15 protein-coding genes and 1 pseudogene are annotated in these 18,233 nt (G+C 43.9%); 8 read left to right on the top strand and 8 right to left on the bottom strand.

Annotated features, from left to right (window positions below):
- Positions 1-15: 15 nt before the first annotated feature.
- The 6 genes and pseudogenes from BLS03_RS16015 to BLS03_RS16045 all read right to left on the bottom strand — a co-directional run.
- Positions 16-273 (bottom strand): annotated as a pseudogene (locus BLS03_RS16015) (transposase); the annotation flags it as partial.
- Between the two features lie 553 nt (positions 274-826).
- The gene (locus BLS03_RS16025) at positions 827-1,687 is read right to left on the bottom strand and encodes an NAD(P)-dependent oxidoreductase (RefSeq protein WP_093276180.1); all 861 of its coding nucleotides are present in this window, start codon (positions 1,685-1,687) and stop codon (positions 827-829) included.
- Positions 1,688-1,828: 141 nt separating this feature from the next.
- Entirely contained in the window at positions 1,829-2,731 is a 903-nt protein-coding gene (locus tag BLS03_RS16030; RefSeq protein ID WP_093276184.1) for a LysR family transcriptional regulator, read from the bottom strand.
- Positions 2,732-2,836: 105 nt separating this feature from the next.
- Positions 2,837-3,343 carry an SRPBCC family protein gene (locus tag BLS03_RS16035; RefSeq protein ID WP_093276188.1) on the bottom strand — a complete coding sequence of 169 codons (507 nt, stop codon included), beginning with the start codon at positions 3,341-3,343 and terminating at the stop codon, positions 2,837-2,839.
- 132 nt (positions 3,344-3,475) lie between these two features.
- Positions 3,476-4,459, bottom strand: coding sequence for a zinc-binding dehydrogenase (locus BLS03_RS16040; protein WP_093276190.1), 984 nt, complete (start codon positions 4,457-4,459; stop codon positions 3,476-3,478).
- 26 nt (positions 4,460-4,485) lie between these two features.
- On the bottom strand, positions 4,486-4,995 hold the full coding sequence (locus tag BLS03_RS16045; protein ID WP_093276193.1) for a lactoylglutathione lyase family protein: 510 nt from the start codon (positions 4,993-4,995) through the stop codon (positions 4,486-4,488).
- Between the two features lie 104 nt (positions 4,996-5,099).
- On the opposite strand from BLS03_RS16045, the gene BLS03_RS16050 reads away from it, so the two are divergent.
- The 8 genes from BLS03_RS16050 (at position 5,100) to BLS03_RS16085 (ending at position 12,321) form a co-directional block, all read left to right on the top strand.
- Positions 5,100-5,987 carry a LysR family transcriptional regulator gene (locus tag BLS03_RS16050; RefSeq protein WP_245696721.1) on the top strand — a complete coding sequence of 296 codons (888 nt, stop codon included), beginning with the start codon at positions 5,100-5,102 and terminating at the stop codon, positions 5,985-5,987.
- Between the two features lie 69 nt (positions 5,988-6,056).
- A complete protein-coding gene (locus BLS03_RS16055; RefSeq protein ID WP_093276203.1) occupies positions 6,057-6,965 on the top strand; it encodes a LysR family transcriptional regulator in 909 nt (302 codons plus the stop codon).
- 111 nt (positions 6,966-7,076) lie between these two features.
- Positions 7,077-8,183: an alkene reductase gene (locus BLS03_RS16060; RefSeq protein ID WP_093276207.1), complete on the top strand. Its 1,107-nt coding sequence runs from the start codon at positions 7,077-7,079 to the stop codon at positions 8,181-8,183.
- A gap of 82 nt (positions 8,184-8,265) precedes the next feature.
- Positions 8,266-8,958 carry a type 1 glutamine amidotransferase domain-containing protein gene (locus BLS03_RS16065; protein WP_093276211.1) on the top strand — a complete coding sequence of 231 codons (693 nt, stop codon included), beginning with the start codon at positions 8,266-8,268 and terminating at the stop codon, positions 8,956-8,958.
- A gap of 19 nt (positions 8,959-8,977) precedes the next feature.
- Positions 8,978-9,817, top strand: coding sequence for a type 1 glutamine amidotransferase domain-containing protein (locus BLS03_RS16070; protein ID WP_093276215.1), 840 nt, complete (start codon positions 8,978-8,980; stop codon positions 9,815-9,817).
- 62 nt (positions 9,818-9,879) lie between these two features.
- Complete coding sequence (locus tag BLS03_RS16075; RefSeq protein ID WP_093276219.1) at positions 9,880-10,347, top strand: DMT family transporter; 468 nt, start codon at positions 9,880-9,882, stop codon at positions 10,345-10,347.
- Positions 10,348-10,478: 131 nt separating this feature from the next.
- Positions 10,479-11,258, top strand: coding sequence for an MBL fold metallo-hydrolase (locus BLS03_RS16080; protein WP_245696722.1), 780 nt, complete (start codon positions 10,479-10,481; stop codon positions 11,256-11,258).
- Between the two features lie 61 nt (positions 11,259-11,319).
- The gene (locus tag BLS03_RS16085) at positions 11,320-12,321 is read left to right on the top strand and encodes a GlxA family transcriptional regulator (protein ID WP_093276226.1); all 1,002 of its coding nucleotides are present in this window, start codon (positions 11,320-11,322) and stop codon (positions 12,319-12,321) included.
- 141 nt (positions 12,322-12,462) lie between these two features.
- Here the strand turns inward: BLS03_RS16085 and BLS03_RS16090 are convergent, their stop codons facing one another.
- Both BLS03_RS16090 and mqo read right to left on the bottom strand, forming a co-directional pair.
- Positions 12,463-15,834, bottom strand: a complete 3,372-nt coding sequence (locus BLS03_RS16090) for a hypothetical protein (RefSeq protein WP_245696723.1) — start codon at positions 15,832-15,834, stop codon at positions 12,463-12,465.
- 416 nt (positions 15,835-16,250) lie between these two features.
- Positions 16,251-17,849: a malate dehydrogenase (quinone) gene (mqo, locus tag BLS03_RS16095; protein ID WP_093276232.1), complete on the bottom strand. Its 1,599-nt coding sequence runs from the start codon at positions 17,847-17,849 to the stop codon at positions 16,251-16,253.
- Between the last annotated feature and the right edge of the window lie 384 nt (positions 17,850-18,233).

An 18,233-nucleotide genomic window follows, 5' to 3' on the forward strand; every position in this document is an offset into this window, starting at 1 on the left:
CCTCGACGGTCAGTACTTTTGGCTAAGAGCGATTTTAAGTGCTTCTGCATCCAGCAGTGTCTCAGCCAGCAGCTTTTTGAGCCGAGCGTTCTCGTCTTCCAGTGCCTTAAGGCGACGGGCTTCAGAGATATCCAGTCCTGCGTATTTTTTGCGCCATGTGTAAAACGTCGCATCCGATATCCCATGCTTGCGGCAAAGCTCTCTGGCGGGGATACCTGCTTCCGCTTCCTTTAAAATGGCAATGATTTGTTGTTCATTGAATCGCTTTTTCATGTTCATCATCTCCTTGGTTGGATGAACATTACTAAGTGTAGACTGGACTAGATTAAGGGGAGCAGGTCAGACAGATGTGATAATCATAACGATAACACTTGATCCTTGTTGCCAACCTAGAACAAAGAATCCGCAAAGGTTGAAAACAACACCAAAGCAAATCAGATAGAAAAGAAACTGCTTCAATTTATTCATATTACTCCCTTAATGTTGGATGACTACTCAGATTAGAGTTTATCGAGAAAGCGCTCTGGACTACCATTGAGCGAGTCAACAAAAATTGGCCAAAGATCTCGAGTTCTCTATATTTTAGGTAATCGGATATTATATTAACAAAACTGTCTATCCAGGTTCTAGCGAGGTCTTCACCAGCACGAAGCATGCCCCATTCCATTTTAACTTAAGTACTCAGTGACAAATTGTGTTACCGAGTTTTCGACACTTTTTCTGATGTATATAATGAAAAGAGTGGTAGTAGGGGCAAGGAGTTTGTATTTGTGTTTACAAGGATACAGAGTCAAGTACTAATAAATGATTCTGTATAATGAATCTATTAGGATTGGTACAACTTAATAACCGCTGTCATGTTTTCGTCCCCAATCCCATTGTCTATCCCTTTTCTGAATACATCACGTACCGCTTCAATGGCAGGTGTTGTATATCCGGTTGCTTCCAGTGTGTAAGAGAAATCTTTTTCAATCAGCTCAATGGGGAACATCGGAGCAAACATCTGGTTCAGCATCATGGCCGATATTCCGTTTGCAGAAGCACTCCACGGAGCAGTTGATGAGAGTGCCGAAATGATCTTTACAATATCGGCACCTTGTTGACGCTGTAACGTTGAAATCAGCTCAGCTAAGGTAGCAACTTGCATGCCTAGTAGCGTATTAGTGCAAAGTTTTGCTAATGCACCATTGCCCACTTCGCCAGTGTAGTTAATGACCGAGCCCATGGTTTCCAGTAACTCTATACTGTTTTCATAAGCTTCTTGTTTGCCACCGACAAGATAAATCAATTGTCCGGAATCGGCTTGTGGTCGGGTGCCCGAAACTGGCGCTTCAATAAAGGGAATATTTCGCTCAGAGGCGTGCTGATTGAGTTCTTTTACCCAGTTAACCGAGAGTGTTGAGCTGTCTATCGCGATTGCGCCTTTTTTCATGCTACCAAAAGCGCCGGTATCAGGATCCAGCCATACTTCTTTGGATGCGTGATCGTCTCGAACCATTGCGATAATAAAGTCTGCATCCTGAGCCGCCTGACTTGGCGTGTCAGCCAATCTGGCACCGTTAATTACAAGTTCTTCTGCTTTGGAAGGGGTTCTGTTCCAGACTGTAACCTGATGGCCCGCTTTGAGAATGTTAGCGGCCATGCGAACGCCCATTGCGCCTAAACCCAGAAAAGCAACGTTTTTCATATTTCAAATCCTGTCATGTCGGTAGAAAAATTAACAAAATGAAAAGAGTGTTTATTGGTTTAAATCATGACCGATCGAGCGTTATAACTCTAATTGCATTTTGTTATTGTCGTCATCACTGATTTGAATATCTGAAGGTATTTAAAGCTCATTACACAGCTTAACAATCGAATCTCGGATCCATCGATGGGCATCACTGTCATGCGTTCTTTCATGCCACGCCATGATTTTTGTAAATCCAGGGACTTCGAATGGAAGGTTTACTGTGGTGAGTCCCTCTACATTTGTGATAAGTCGCTTGGGGACTACGGCACAAAGATCACTGGTTTTTAAAATACTGACCAGTGATAGGAAACTTGGGACGGACAGCACGACACGACGCTGCTTACCCAGTGAACGCAGTACTTGATCTGTCATCCCTTCAAATGCACCACCAACATAAGACACAATCGCATGATCGATACTACAAAATTGCTCAAGGGTTAAGGTGTTAGCTTCAAGCAGGGGGTGTTCGTCTCTGAGAACACAAACATAAGTCTCCTCAAATAAGGTTTTGGCGCGTAAATCCACGGGAGACGCTTCTGGCGTGGTTAACGCAAGGTCTATGATTCCGCGTTCCATTTGTTCGAAAAGCACATGCTCATTGATCCAACGAACGGAGACTTTTATGCTAGGTGCTTGTTCCCTTAATGTAAGCAAAAAGGGCTCGACAATGGCTCTCAGAGAATAATCGGTGGCCGCGATAGAGAGGGTGAGTTCAGCCGTCTGTGGTTCAAACAGAGTTGGTTCTAAAACAGCATTCAGTTCTCTAAGAAGCCTTTTTATTGGCCCAGAAAGCTCTTGCGCACGAATGGTCGGCACAATGCCATGTTGACTACGAATAAATAACTGATCGTCCAAGCTGTGTCGCAGGCGGGTCATCATGCCACTGACTGCTGGCTGGCTGACCGAAAGTTTTTCAGCTGCTCTGGAGACGTTTTTCTCATCCATCAAAGTGTCAAAGACGCGGAGAAGATTCAAATCGAGGTTTTTAATATTTGCCATAATCAGAGATTATTGTTTTATATGGTTATTTTTAATATAGAGTAAAAAAGCCGCCCTCAATGACCTTGAGAGCGGCTTTTTGAATTTATTGGTGTAAACCCATCGTTACTTTGCTTTGCGGGCTGCTTCAACCAAACCGTCTAACCATTCCTGATGGCCATTGATCATTGGGTTTGGTTTAGTTGCCGCTAATTCTTTCGCTGGATTACCATTTTGGGTTTCCTGAGTCAGGATGCGAACTCGATTGTCAGAAAGATCTTCGATTAACCAGGCATGATGTACATCTAAACGAGTGTCACCTTCGCCTGACCAGCCATGCCATGCAACTCGTGCAGGTTGACCCTCTGCTGGCGCAACATGTTCAACACATTTTGATTCAACCGGGAAGCCGAAAGTTTCAAAATAGAATCGAACGTTATTTTCTAACTCAGGCCCTTTGTCGTCGTAAAAGCGAGGATTAGCTGAGTTTGCGTAGTAAGTTGGCCACAATGCTGGTGTGTTAAGTAATGGCCAAATATCGTTAGTTGAAAGACCAGCCACAATCACTTCATTTGAACAGAAGTTGTCAGTAAAACCGGGTACAAAGCCTTCAGGCCAGATGATGTCACTCATAATACATTCCTCATGTTTGAATAGTGAAAACACGTTGTTTCGAAGATGGTGATATCATGCTTTTATTCTGGTTATTGCTCCAATCACAATAAAAGATAAAGGCTATAATTCAGGCTTATATCTAAGCTGACGTTAAATCTTAGCGACGAATTTTCCGCGCGAATGCCCCTGCCTGATTTGGTTCAAGGCTTGTGGAATATCGCTCAAGGTCAGTACAGTGGTTGGCGGAGATATAACGATGTTCTGCTCGAGCATGCGATTCAACGCAATACCCGCTTGAGTGATCGATTGCCTGCCTATCTCACCATTAACATGACCAGCCCCAAGGCTTAACTGATGCAAAGTCAAACCCCGGTCAAATGCACTTTGGTGTTGGGTTGAGTCAATGGTGCTGACTAGCTCGACTAATTGTCCGTCAAAGCCAAGCATTGAGGACGAATTTGTCTGCGCCGGGCCACCGACGCAGTCCAGCACACATTCAACGCCCTGATTATCGACGATGGTGTTCACTTTGGTGAGAAGTTGTAGATCCCGATAATCAAGACAGTGTGTTGCACCTAATGATGTAGCGTAATCAAAGTTATGCTCGGAACAAACAGCAATGATGGTTTCAAGTTGAAAATAGCGACTCAGTTGCAGCGCATAACTGCCTACACCGCCGCTTGCCCCATAGATAACAATACTGCTTTTACCCGCAAGGTGAAACTTATCGTTCAGTGCCCGATAGGCTGTCCATCCTGCACAAGGCGATGCTGCCGCTTCAATATCGGATATGTCAGGATGTCTAGTTAATGTGCGAGAGTCATGAACGGAAAATACAGCAAAACCACCCTGACGGCGGCGCATATTACCATGATAGAGAACATGATCACCGATATTCCAATCGTTAACCATACTCCCTTTAGCAATAATCACACCAGAGACATCAAGTCCACCAACCATGTCACGATTACCCGCTTCGGTGATACCAAACCAATGATTAATTTTGGCATCCACTGGATTGAGTCCAACCGAATGAACTTCGACAATAACGTCGAAGGGCGTTTCTAACTTTGGCTCTGAGATAGTCTTGACTACAAAGCGGTCCAATTCTGGTCGATAGATGACAGCTTTCATTTTCCGTTCCTTTTATTCTGGTGGGTTTAGTTATACGCACCGCTTGAATACGTTAATTCGTAACTATGGCTGTAGATCTCTAGGATATTTCCGAATGGGTCTTCCATGTAAATCATGCGGTAGGGCTTTTCACCTGGATAGTAAAAGCGAGGTGCTTTCATACGTTTTTTACCGCCGGCAGCAACGATTTTTTCAGCCAAGTCTTCTACGTTAGGATCTTGTACACAGAAGTGAAAAACGCCTGTTTTCCAGTATTCAAAGTTGTTTTCTGGGTTCTCTGCATTTTCAAACTGAAAAATCTCAACGCCAATTCGGTCTCCCGTAGATAGATGGGCGATTTTTACACTTGACCATCCCTGACCAAAAACATCAGTGCACATTTCACCAATAGGCGTGTCGTCTTCTGCAATGGTGGTTGGTTCCATGATCAAGTACCAACCCAGCACTTCGGTATAAAACTTAACCGCTTTTTCTAGGTCGGGTACTGAGATACCGATATGGGAGAAAGTTCTTGGGTATGTGGTTGTCTCTGACATAAAACAGTTCCTTATAGGATTCAATTGTCATGCCATTTTAAAAGTTGCTTTACTAAATAAAAAATTATTAAATATTCTTGTTATGATAAATACTGGTTATTAAAATGCTGAATCCTATTTGGCTTAATACGTTTAAAACTCTAGTTGAGACGGGGCATTTTACTCGTACGGCAGAAGTGCTCAATATGACCCAGCCTGGCGTTAGCCAGCATGTAAATAAACTGGAATCGGCGTGTGGCTATCCGCTAATAAGACGATTCAACAAACAGTTTGAGTTAACGGTTTATGGCCGAAAAGTGTATCAATTTGCTCTTAAACGAATTGAAGAAGAAGCTGTGTTATTACAGGATTTAGGAAGGGATGAACCTTTTAGTGGTCGTTGCACCATAGGTTGTTCAGGGACTTTTGCCTGGCTACTGTATCCGCAATTGCTTTCATTGCAATCTGAATACCCCAATCTTTCAATTGAACTTGAAGCCACGCCAAATCATCGAGTTTTTGAGCAGATACAACATGGAATACTTGATATTGGTTTAGTGACTAAATTGCCCAATTCTAAGTATTTTGACAGCAGGGTGATTGGCACTGAGTCTTTGGTTTTCGTTGTTCCGGCATCAGTAAACACAGAATTACCTTTTGATCAGCTGCTGGCAAAACTTGGCGTTATACGCCATCCAGATTTGGCGCACTATTTTCAAACGTATGCTGCGAAGTCTGATTTATCAAAATTCGACCTCGATGGTGTTTCTACTCAAAGTTATATCAATCAGATCCACCAAATTTTGGTGCCAATTTCAAAAGGCATCGGTTTTACAGTGGTACCCAAATGTTGTGTGAGTCTATTTCCCGACCGGGATAAATTGAAAGTATTGGATATTAAAAAGAACGTCAAAGAGCCTGTTTATTTGGTCTATAAACGTCATTCACAACTTGCGAGGCGCTATGATCAAGTAGTAAAAGTCATTGAAAAAACATTGAAACAGTGCGAATAAGAATTGTCGACAACATAGATTATCACTCCATTTTAGAGATGCTGATGATTGCAGGAGTATTTAACTGACGTGAATAATGACATCCGAAATTTAGATTTGAATTTGCTAAAAACATTCGATGCATTAATGGATGAAGGAAGCGTGACTCGAGCTGCTCAACGTTTGATGCTGACTCAACCAGCCGTGAGCGCGATGCTGACTCGTTTACGAGACTATTTTGATGACCCGCTTTTTGTTCGCTCTCAGCGTGGAATGGTTCCGACAGAGCGAGCAATAACTTTGGCTAGTCCAATAAAACAGGTTCTGGCTGATATTAATCGCCTGTTACAGCCCATCCATTTTGAGCCTCAAACAGCAACAATGACATACACGATCGCAGCGACAGATTATGCTCTGAAAGCTGTTATCGTGCCACTGATGTCTGAACTTAAAAAGCAGGCTCCTGGAATAAGAGTGGCCGTTATTGCTGTAAACCAAGATAGTCTTGCACGGCAGATGGAACAAGGTGAAGTGGATTTGGCATTGGTGACGCCAGAAACTACGCCTGAAGAGTTACACGGTCGTGCGTTATACGAAGAGCAATATGTATGTATGATGCGGGCTGATCATCCGGCGGCTATTTCTGGCCGCATCACATTGGAGCAATTTTGCTCTTTAGAACATATTTTGGTGTCCAGTAAAGGCGGCTTTTGGGGAGCAACTGATGACGCATTAGCTGCAATGAAGCTCCACCGTAATATCGGACTATCAGTAAATAGTTTTTTGGTACTGCCTGAAGTGTTAAGAATTACCGATATGATTGCCGTGGTACCAAGGCGCTTAGCGTGTCGTCACGACAATTTAATTATTATGGATACGCCATTGGAAGTCTTTGGTTTTACTAAAAGTATGGCGTGGCATGAACGTTCACATCGAGATCCCGCTCATCGCTGGATTCGAGCGCTCTGTCTGGAAGTTAGCCTGTTACCTCATCTCTGATATAAATTTCATTTATATTGTTAATAAACAAATCGCTATTCCTTTAATAGTATCCCTTCTCTAGCATGGCACTGTTACCTTACTCTTTTGCAACCTAAGGAGAAAAATCGAATGACAGTGCTTTTCGATGACTATGATTTAAATGGCAAAACGTTAAAAAATCGTGCCGTTGTTGCCCCTATGACTCGAGCTAGAGCTCCAGGTAATGTACCTAATGACAGCACGGTTCGATATTACGGTCAGCGCTCAGATGCAGGACTAATTGTGACCGAAGGTACGCCAATCAGTCAGCAAGGGAGTGGCTTTGTCGATTGTCCTGGGATCTGGAATCAGGCTCAGATTGATGCCTGGAGTAAAGTGACGGCCCACGTTCATGATCTTGGCAGCCTTATTTTCACTCAGATATGGCATGTGGGCCGCATCAGCCATACATCGCTGCAAAAAGAAGGCGGTTCTCCAGTCAGTTCAACGGATAAGCAAGCCAAGAATAGTAGCGCGTTTGGTTATGATGCGGATGGAAAACCAAGTTTTGTCCCTGCGAGTCAACCTCATCGTTTGACCACAGAAGAAGTTCAGAATGTGATCGCTGATTTCGCTCAGGCTGCCAAAAATGCCGTTGCAGCGGGTTTTGATGGTGTAGAAATTCACGGTGCGAACGGTTATCTCGTCGAGCAGTTTATTAATGCGGCTGTTAATGATCGCCAAGATCAGTATGGCAGTGAAACGGTTGAAAACCGTGTGCGTTTTGCACTTGAAGTGGTGGATGCGTGTATTGAACGCATTGGTGTTGAACGTGTCGGCATCCGCCTTTCTCCTTTTGGTCGCTTACACGATCTGGGCGATTTTGAGGGAGAAGAAGAGACCTTCCTGCATTTGGCTCGTGAACTGAATGACCGTGGCATCGCTTATGTTCACATTATGGACCAAGCGAGCCGTGGTGCTCATGCTATGCCAGACGGATTCTTAGAAAAATTCCGTGAAGCCTATAAGGGAACATTGATCCTAGCTGGCGGGATGGATTTGGACAAAGCCAATCAGTTACTTTCTGACGGTACTATCGATCTGGCTGCGTTTGGAGCGAAATATATCTCTAATCCAGATTTAGTTGAACGCTATCGTCATGGCTGGCCAATCGAAGAACCGGATCAGTCTCTCTACTACGGTGGGGATGAACACGGTTATACGGATTATCTACCGTACAGCGGCGTTGCTCGCTAACCCATTTCTCGGGCTTTATCTTACCTTACCCTAACTGTTTGAAGGGTAGGGTATTCTCGCTAATCATTTTTCGAGGTTATTCATGTCTTCATCATCGCATTTAATCAAACCCGTTCTTTTTGTTCTGACCAGCCACAAAGACTTAGGCCAAGGGCGCCAAGACTCTGGTTTCTATTTGCCGGAATTAACGCATCCACTCCATGTTTTGGAAGAGGCCAGTATCTTTACTGAATTTGCGTCGATTAAAGGTGGCCTGCCACCCGTTTATGGTGTGGATTTAGCAGACCCCATCAATGCGCACTACTGGAATGACCAAGCATTTCAGGACAAATTGAACGCTTGCCCTGCGTTAGCGGATGTCAACTCAGATGACTACAGTGCAATTATGTATGTCGGTGGCCATGGCACGATGTGGGACTTCCCAGACAGCCCAGCAGTTTTGGCTATCACACGTGAAATGTATGAGCAGGGACAAGTTGTCGCGGCGGTATGTCACGGCCCTGCTGCGCTAGTGAATGTCACACTGAGTGATGGTTCGTATTTAGTTGCTGGTAAGAAAGTGGCGGCATTCACCGATTCTGAAGAGCACGCGGTAGGCATGGTTGATGCAGTGCCATTTCTATTAGAGAGTACGCTGAAAGAGCGCGGTGCTCTGCATCAGGCAGCAGAAGACTGGACAAACAACGTTGTTGTTGATGGCTCGTTAATCACTGGCCAAAACCCACAATCAGCGGCTGGTGTCGGTGAAGCAATACGAGATGCGTTACTAAGCTAACAGGTTGGAGTTATCGAAAATGAATAACTTAAGAAAAATAGTCGTCGCTACCGCTCTTATTGCCTCAAGCTCAATGGCAAATGCGGCAAATGTACTGGTGGTATTATCTGACAGTAATTCACTCGAACTAAAAGATGGTGAGCATTTCTCAACAGGGTTTTATCTGAATGAATTAATGCAGCCCGTTAAATTGCTGATGGATTCTGGTGACGAGATTACTTTTACGACACCGCTTGGTAATGCTCCCACTATGGATAAGCATTCTGCCAGCGTAAAAGATTTTGGTGGCGACCAACAAGCTTTTGATGAACATTTGAAGTTGTTACAACAGCTTAAACTCACTGACCCAGAACAGTCTCCGGTGATCAGTTTATCCAGAGTCGAGCAAATTGGTTATGACCAATATGACGCGGTATTTGTTCCTGGCGGTCATGCTCCAATGCAGGATCTTTCTGTTAGTCCAGAAATGGGTAAACTACTGAGAGCATTTCATGCACAAGGGAAGCCTACAGCTTTACTTTGTCATGGGCCTATTGCGCTGATATCGGCATTGCCAGATGCCAAAGCGTATACCTCTAAGTTAGAAAGTAACCCTAAGGTCACTGACTCTGGCTGGATTTACTCTGGCTATAAAATGGTATCGTTTACCAATAACGAAGAACAGGCTGCCAAAGGCATGTTCAACGGTGGTCAGATGAAATTTACGCCAGAAACCGCTTTGTCGAATGCTGGAGCACAGTTTCAGGCCGGTGAAAAATGGGCGAGTCACGTAGTCGTTGATAGGGAATTGATCACGGGTCAGAATCCGTCATCTGCTTTAGATATAGGGAAAATACTAGTTAATCGACTGTCTCGTTAGTCTGCTATAAAAGAAGACGAGGACCTCAATGATTTCCAATCTGTTGTAAGTTGGTTTAACAAATGCATATTTTATATTTTTTGATGGCATTAGCTGGCGGTGCGGGGCTTTCTGTTCAGGCTGCTATAAACAGTCGCTTGAGTTCAGGAGTCGGTGGTCAACCATTGATTGCAGCGTTTATTTCGTTTGCTGTCGGCGCATTATGTCTCGGTATTGCTGCTGCTGTTTATGCGAATTGGAATGGCTTTGCTGTCAATATTGTTCAGCAACCTCCCTGGAAATGGCTTGGAGGATTAATCGGTGCAGCTTTTGTGTTTACCACGATATTTCTCGCTCCAAAAATTGGTATTACTAATGTGATGTTCTTATTCATTATTGGGCAATTAGCGGCGGGTTTGTGCATCGATAACTTTGGCTTGATTGAGATGCCGATAAGACCAGTTCATTGGTGGCATTTTGTGGGCCTTAGTATCATGCTACTTGGACTTATCTGCTATATGTACGGTAATCGTATCTTTCCAAAGTTATAAAAGGTGAATCCCGTTTCTTTGCAAGAGTGATATCATTTTGTCCCGATAGTATCCATATGTGTCCATATAGCCACTTTTGTGGCTATATTTCCTTGCATAAAATGGCTCCACAAAAACCATTCTGGAGCAATATGATGAAAATCACTCAAATTCGTAACGCAACCCAAATTATTGACTATGCAGGAAAGAAATTTCTTGTCGATCCCATGCTGGCACCAAAAGGCACTTACCCGGGCTTTGGAGGTACAGTAAATGCTGACGTACGCAACCCAACCGTTGAGTTGCCGCTCTCAATCGACGAAATCGTTGATGTTGATGCGGTGTTGTTGACCCACACTCACCCCGATCATTGGGATGAAACCGCTGTCAATGTGATCCCTAAAGATAAGTTAATTTTTGTGCAACACGAAGGTGATGAGCAAATTCTCCGTTCCCAAGGTTTTGTTAATGTAGAGATTTTCTCTGAAGAGACCGATTACAATGGCATTTCCTTTACGCGTACGGGTTGTCAACATGGCTCTGACGCAGCCTACGAAAATAAGGTACTAGGCGACATGCTGGCTGAAGTAACCGGCGTTATATTGTCTCACGCCGATGAACAAAAGCTTTACCTGGCCGGAGATACTATCTGGACACAGGCGGTAGAAGAAACGATGAAACGTGAACAGCCAGACGTGGTCATTCTGAATACGGGTTGGGCTCATGTGATTGGCTATGGCCCGATCATCATGGGTAAAGAAGATGTATTAAAAACCCACGTTGTTCTTCCTCAGGCAAAGATTGTTGCAACCCATATGGGCGCAGTAAACCACGCACTAGTGACCAGACAAGAGCTTGGTGCTTATGTCGAAGTCAATTTACTTAATGATTTCGTGTATATTCCGGAAGATGGTGAGACTGTTACTCTATAGTTTTCAAATATGATTGTGTAGAGCTATCCTCACAGGTAGCTCTACAATCAGGCTTAAGCGAATGTCTACCAGAACGCTCTCCCCCAAAACTCTATCGTCCAAAACAATGCAGCAAATACCGAATGTTTCGGTCATTGTGTTTAATGGATTCAGCCCATTTCATATTTCGGTCCCAAGTATCGTATTCGGACCTGATACCCTGCATGAAACTTTCTTTAACCTCCAGTTTGTGGCGGGAGAGGAGGGGTCTATTTTGTCTGATATCGGAATGGAGATTCATACCCGAGCCAAACTCGACTCACTGGAACAGGCGGATATCATCATTGTTCCTTATTGGCGAACGATTGATGAACGGCCTAATACTCAGCTTATTGAGGCGTTACGCCTAGCATATGCCAGAGGTGCACTAATCGTCGGTCTGTGTCTTGGTGGCTATGTTCTGGCTTATGCTGGATTATTAGCTGGAAAACGCGCTGCAACGCATTGGGAACTGGAGCAAGATTTCACTCAACGTTTCCCGGAAACGTCGCTCGATACTAATGCGTTATATGTAGAAGATAGTGGCGTGATTACATCGGCGGGAACTGCAGCCGGCATTGACTGTTGTTTGTATGTTTTTCGCAAGTATTACAGCAGCACCATTGCCAATCGTGTTGCCAGAAGAATGGTTGTTCCTCCTCATCGAGACGGTGGGCAGGCACAATTTATTGAACAACCGATACCGATTACGACATCGGATTCTCGTATCAATGAGTTAATGGATAGAATCAGAAACGATATTGGTCATAAATATACTCTGGATGAACTTGCGGAATCTGTGATGATGACTCGCCGTACCTTTACCCGCAAATTTCATAAGGCAACAGGAATGGCGTTTGGAGAATGGTTGGCGGCTGAACGATTCAATTTGGCTCAGGATTTGCTCGAGTCTACCGATCTATCTATTGAGCAAATCGTGGCTCAAACTGGATTTAGTTCAGTTTTAGCCTTCCGCGATAAATTCAAAGAGCGCTATGTGGTTACCCCGAACCGTTGGAGAAAAACATTTCATCAGCAGAATTGAGCATTGGTGCTCGTGTATACAGTTTGTAGTGGTCAACTAAATAAAGCTAACACTTCCCAATTCAAGAACGCCACTGAGCCAGAATACCTTAAGCAGGGCGTTTAGTTTAAATCCAAAACTCTTAGCGGTAGGATTTTTGTTCTAATGGCTCCATGTTTCTACTGCATTTTTTACCGCACTGGATTTATCGTTACTGAGTGTTTGCATCAGGATTTCGTTATCATCAGCAAGACTGAGTATTTCTGGCAGCTTAGCGCGATTTTGTGCTTTGAGGTAACGTAGAGTTTGCGTGAAGTCGCCATAATCACCTCTGGCATGGAGGTGAATGAATTCACAGCAAGCACTAAACTTCGTGCGCTTAATACAAAACAGAGTGATGTGCGCTGGGTTAATCTCCAGTGAAATAAGCCAGTTAAGCAAAAAGCTCATGCCTTGCTCTGCAATCTCATCATTACTTTCGTGTTTTAGATATTGGTTGAAATCAATCGCTTTTCGCTTGAGTTGATGTAAGCGCCATGCTTTTTCATGCTCGCCTTCAAGGACTTTGAAACCGCGGTAGTCGTGGTTTAGTAATAACTTAACGAGGCGGTCTCTTTTTTCGTTACCCAGCATCCAAATAAATTGGCTTAAGCTGTAATGCCTATATTCTTCTGTGCTTGGAATGAAATTGTGTGTACGTAAGTTCATCGCATAGAGAGAGGCGATGCTCGCATAGTCAACATTCCCATCTAGGTAAGCTAGCGTTTGTTCAAAGACATATTCAATACGCGCATTAAGATCTTGAAGGGCGATGGCTCGCTCTATCAACACTTGGCGGTCAGCTGTGCCATTAAGGATCAGTATGTGACCACGGCCAAGCCAGAGGTCATTAGCATCAAGTGTATTTTGCTCACTCTCTACTATGCGCGTTTTAAGGTGGTCTACATAGTCGCTATCTGCCATGAGCACCTGATAGTGGTCATCGATTTCCTGCACAACAGTGACATTTAGCCATGTCATATTGTCGATGTGGCAAGGTTTATCGCTGACTGTGAGCTCATTAATCACCAGCGGTCTTTTTAGCTTTTTATCTACCCGTTCTGTTTCACCAATATAAAGACATACATCTTTAAATTCGTGCGCTAATGCGAACTCCCATGAGCAAATATTTAGCTCAATGACCAAACGTAGCGCACGTTTAACGTCGTGAATGATATCTAAATTAATCTCAGGATATTTCAGTGCTGCGTGGTGTAAAAAATCGATCCTTTGATTTTCACTAATTAGCTTTAAACCTTGGTCTAGCGCTAGGGCTTGTTTACGCTTAGCTCTTGAGAACGGATTGTATTTGCTATAAGTAATCGCACTATAATCATCCAGCCATTGTGCATACTCATCGGTATGAGTGGTATGGATATAGTGGCTCATTTCATAGGCGCCAAGTACGCCAGAATCGATACCCGCATCAATCAGCTGTTGTTTGAGCGTAGTCACGTGTTCGCTCTCTTCGAATTCAACACTGTATGGATTATCTGAGTATGCACGTAGAATATTGCGCGCAGTGCGCACTGGAGCGATGGCGACCAAAAATTGCCATAGCCGCTCAGCCAGTTCGCTATCTGGCAGTGATAATTGTCTTAGCCAAAAAGCTGTTAAGGTAAAGCGCTGAAAATCATCGTAGTGATCATCTAAAAAGCCGTAGCTTGGTTGATATTCGCTGTATTTACTGAGGTAGATGTCGCCGCGGCACCAATCATTACGATCCAGAGCCGGGGTCAATAAGGCGATTAAGCTGGTTTGATCTTGCTCTGAATGCTTTGATGTAAAATAGTCGTAAACGAGTGCAATATCTTGCTCGGTTAAATCGGTCTCTTTTGGAATAGGTGTGCTGCCTTGAACAGCGCACTTATTGAGGATTTTTTCCGCGGCTTGCTGCCAAATATTGTTCTGATTGAGATAGTCTTCTAGCGCGGTTGTCACTTCATCAGCAATATTTTGCTCGGTATCCATATAGAGCTGATAACTTGCCAGCGCGAAAAAGCCCATATTGGGCTCTTGCGAATGCTTTGGATGGCAAAGCTCACGTGATGCACGTAAACCTGAGTTAACTCGCGCAAAATGGCGGTTAAATAGCAGCTCATCGTTCTCCGTAAAAATATCGAATATCGCCTGCATTTCTTTCTGCTTGGCACCATTTTCACCAGACTGACTATAACGACGATAGTAGTCTTGATGGGAAATGAGTGGCTCTTCTCGACTTTCGGTAACAGATTCCATCATATATTTGCCGAGCTCATGTTTGCCAAGAACATGATAAAAGACATCCACTACGCGCAAATATTGCTGTCCCCGAGCTTGATAGAGTGATTGACCCGGCGCTAGGCTAACCGGCAGGGTAGCTTGCTCTATGTCATTATCTTCATCATCACAGCAGTTAACCAGTAAATCACAGCGCACCAACTCAAGCACGTCGTGTAACTGTTCGGCGATGCCAGCATTATTGGTTTGCCACTCATGTAGCTTACTTTCCATGTAGAGACTCATTTGCAGGCTATGTTGCTTGGCAAAAGGCAGCAGTTGAATCTCTTCTATAGCCTCAAGTGCGTCGATTTCACTACCATTTTCAACATAGCGCCATAAACGCGCGCCTTGTGGCATCGCTAAAATTAAAGGCTTGAGTAAATCGATGCCAAAATTGAGTTCATAACGGCGCTCGCGCGTTGTGCTGTATTCAGTGTATCGGTCACGTGAAACGAATGCACTTAGTGAATATTTGACTAACGCGCCAGTGACTTGAGTTCTGATTTCTTGCTCTAGGTCATAGGCTTCTTTTTCTAATGTGCTGTCCATAAATGGCTGCTGCATTAGCTTGTCTTGTGCTTTGCCGTCATCATCATCTTCCGTGTAGGCAAACAGTGTGGTGTATAACCACACAACAGGGTGATGCTTGGTAAGCTCTGCTTCGACATCTTCATCTTCGTCGATATGATTAGTGCTCAGCAGTACTGGTTCTGATTTAAAACGCGCAATCACTTGTTGTTTAAAATCAGCATATTGGTTTGGGTTTTGCTGCAAATATTCACCAAGCGGTTGATAGGCAAGATCGCTTGTATAAACATCGTGCATGAACATACAAAAGCGAAACTCTGTATTGTCACACCAAATAAACGCTTTAATCATCTCTGGGCACCAGCCGTGGGATGTTAACAAATCAGCAAGGTACTCTTCATATTGTGTTGCGTGCTCATCATCCCAGTAAGGGATAAAGAATTGGCTAACGAGGTAGGCGTATTGCAGATCTGTTTTCGCCAGCATGTAAAGCGCTTCAATACCAAATACACGCATGTCATCGAGCCACATACTGCTGGTATCGTTCTCACGTCGACAATAAGCCACTATAGCCTGCGCTGCGTCAACCACGGCAGGTCTTATCTCAGGATATTGCAGCGCGGCAGCGAACAAAATGGCTTCGGAAAGATAAATTTCGTCTTCTTGCGCTATGTCAGTAGGCAGGCTACCACCATCTTGGCCCATCGACAGTGCCTTAACTAATAATGTCAGGTTTTCGCCTGCATCGCTTGGCTGTAGTCGGCGTGTCTCTTGCTCTGTTTGATGAATAAATTCAATATCAAAAAGCTCATTTCGAAAAGCATCCCCGCTATTTAGTAAATTTCTATATTGGGTTAATGCAGATTCAATTTGCTTTGGCTGTCGAATATCAAGAGGAATAATTTGGTGCTTATCAAATTGTAACATGAGCGAAGAAGATTTTGAGTTGAGAGTATTGACTGATGTTAATATGAAGTTTATCGCCTCACAATAATGTGCGCTTATATTTAAAGTATTGTTTTTCCAGTATTATATCCTGCTCCCATTTTATTGGTGTCGCCACTGAATATGAGAGTAGAATACAAAAACCGCCAATTAAGGCGGTTTTTTTATAGAGAAACTTAATTAACAGCGGCAATGATGTCTTCGCTGGCGGGAGGATGGTCTGGGCTGCGTATTTCGACTAAGTCTTGTGACAATTGCAGCGTGCGACTCGTCGCTAACAATATCTGCTGGTTTAGCTCAGGATTGGTTTCTAAAGATGAACCATAAGATGGGATCATCTGTTTAATTTTTTGTTGCCATTGGCTTGAGGCCATCTGTTTGGCAAAGCAGCGTTCAAGCAATTGCAACATAATGGAAGCTGATACTGATGCGCCAGGCGAAGCGCCAAGTAGGGCGCTCAAGCTGCCGTCACTTGCATGCACGAGTTCCGAACCTAAATGCAGTTCACCGCCACTTCCTGGGACGTTTTTGATGATTTGCACGCGTTGACCTGCTTGCAGTAGCGTCCAATCTTTTGCGTCAGCTTCAGGGTAAAATTCGCGTAACGCTTTGATACGATCGTCATTGGACTGCAGTAATTGCCCAACTAAGTATTTGATAAGGTCAAAGCTTTTAAGGCCTACTTGAGTCATAGGCAATAGATTAGAAGCCGAGACCGAGCCAAACAGGTCAAGCAACGAGCCTTGTTTTAAAAACTTACTTGAGAAGCTTGCAAACGGGCCAAACAAAAGCACTTGTTTGCCATCAATAATGCGCGTATCCATGTGAGGAACTGACATCGGCGGCGCGCCAACTGGGGCTTTGCCATACACTTTTGCTTGGTGTGCTTTAACGATCTCGGGGTTATCTGTCACCAGAAATTGGCCGCCAACCGGAAAGCCGCCATAGTTTTTCGCTTCTGGAATGCCGGATTTTTGCAACAAGGTTAATGAAGCGCCGCCAGCCCCAATAAACACGTATTTGGCGTGTAATGTGCGTTTGGTTTGGCTCGCGAGATCGCGAACAGTCACTTTCCATGTGCCATCGGCAAGTTGGGTTAATGTTTGCACTTGATGTTGCAGTTTAAGAGAAAAATTTTGATTGCTGCTTAGAATGTCGATCAAGTGGCGGTTGAGCGCGCCAAAATCGATATCGGTACCAAAGCGTGAGCGTGTTGCGGCAATGGGCTGCTGCGGATCGCGCCCTTGCATTAACAATGGTGCCCAAGATGTAAGTTGCTCGAAATCTTCCGAGTACACCATGCCTTCAAATAACGCTTTCGAACTTAATAGTTTGAATCGTTTACGCAAAAACTCGACGTTGTTTTCGCCAGCCACAAAGCTCATGTGCGGCACGCTGTTAATAAAAGAGCTGGGGTTTTTAATCAGTCCAGTTTCAACTAAGTAGGCCCAAAATTGGCGTGATAGCTGGAATTGCTCATATATATCAATCGCTTTACCAATTTTCACTTCGCCATCGGGCGTCTCTGGTGTGTAGTTCGATTCGGCGAGGGAGGAATGACCCGTTCCAGCATTGTTCCAACCGTTTGAGCTTTCTTGCGCGACGTCATCAAGACGTTCGAACATTTCTATGCTCCAGTTGGGCTCCAATTGCTGGATGAAGGTGCCGAGCGTTGCGCTCATGATACCTCCTCCAATGAGCACCACATCGACCAGCGCATTGTCTCGTTCACTGTTGGGCTGGTTGAATCCTTTTTGACCAGATACCTTTTTCATGGGACTGAAATCTCTCTTATAGAAGCAGTTATAAATGTTTTATCGGCTCTAAATCCGTCACGACTTCCGTGTGACCGAACACTATTTTTATCATTGGTTATGTCCGTTGCTCGGATTAGCGCTGCAAATCGCGAACAAGAATAGGGCAGTTTTATTGGTAATTAAACTACCAAAATGGAATAAGAATTACACATTTTTATTTGTCTTAAAATTGATTGGTTGAATGAGTTGCGAATAATGGGCGTGATGCGATCATTGATATGTAGGCCATAATTTTTTAAAACATGTTTTCAATTATCTATTGTTATGACACTGGTTTTCTATGTTTGTGTATCGAAATTTTTAGTGATTGAAGATTTGTGAGGTTAAAAATTAAATCGTTTT

The organism is Vibrio xiamenensis, from assembly GCF_900100015.1.
Classification (GTDB): domain Bacteria; phylum Pseudomonadota; class Gammaproteobacteria; order Enterobacterales; family Vibrionaceae; genus Vibrio; species Vibrio xiamenensis.

Bases quoted from the DNA above. Each gene is read 5' to 3' on its own strand.
- BLS03_RS16025 (WP_093276180.1), bottom strand. From the start codon at position 1,687: ATGAAAAACGTTGCTTTTCTGGGTTTAGGCGCAATGGGCGTTCGCATG.
- BLS03_RS16030 (WP_093276184.1), bottom strand. From the start codon at position 2,731: ATGGCAAATATTAAAAACCTCGATTTGAATCTTCTCCGCGTCTTTGAC.
- BLS03_RS16035 (WP_093276188.1), bottom strand. From the start codon at position 3,343: ATGAGTGACATCATCTGGCCTGAAGGCTTTGTACCCGGTTTTACTGAC.
- BLS03_RS16040 (WP_093276190.1), bottom strand. From the start codon at position 4,459: ATGAAAGCTGTCATCTATCGACCAGAATTGGACCGCTTTGTAGTCAAG.
- BLS03_RS16045 (WP_093276193.1), bottom strand. From the start codon at position 4,995: ATGTCAGAGACAACCACATACCCAAGAACTTTCTCCCATATCGGTATC.
- BLS03_RS16050 (WP_245696721.1), top strand. From the start codon at position 5,100: ATGCTGAATCCTATTTGGCTTAATACGTTTAAAACTCTAGTTGAGACG.
- BLS03_RS16060 (WP_093276207.1), top strand. From the start codon at position 7,077: ATGACAGTGCTTTTCGATGACTATGATTTAAATGGCAAAACGTTAAAA.
- BLS03_RS16065 (WP_093276211.1), top strand. From the start codon at position 8,266: ATGTCTTCATCATCGCATTTAATCAAACCCGTTCTTTTTGTTCTGACC.
- BLS03_RS16070 (WP_093276215.1), top strand. From the start codon at position 8,978: ATGAATAACTTAAGAAAAATAGTCGTCGCTACCGCTCTTATTGCCTCA.
- BLS03_RS16075 (WP_093276219.1), top strand. From the start codon at position 9,880: ATGCATATTTTATATTTTTTGATGGCATTAGCTGGCGGTGCGGGGCTT.
- BLS03_RS16080 (WP_245696722.1), top strand. From the start codon at position 10,479: ATGATGAAAATCACTCAAATTCGTAACGCAACCCAAATTATTGACTAT.
- BLS03_RS16085 (WP_093276226.1), top strand. From the start codon at position 11,320: ATGTCTACCAGAACGCTCTCCCCCAAAACTCTATCGTCCAAAACAATG.
- BLS03_RS16090 (WP_245696723.1), bottom strand. From the start codon at position 15,834: ATGGGCCAAGATGGTGGTAGCCTGCCTACTGACATAGCGCAAGAAGAC.
- mqo (WP_093276232.1), bottom strand. From the start codon at position 17,849: ATGAAAAAGGTATCTGGTCAAAAAGGATTCAACCAGCCCAACAGTGAA.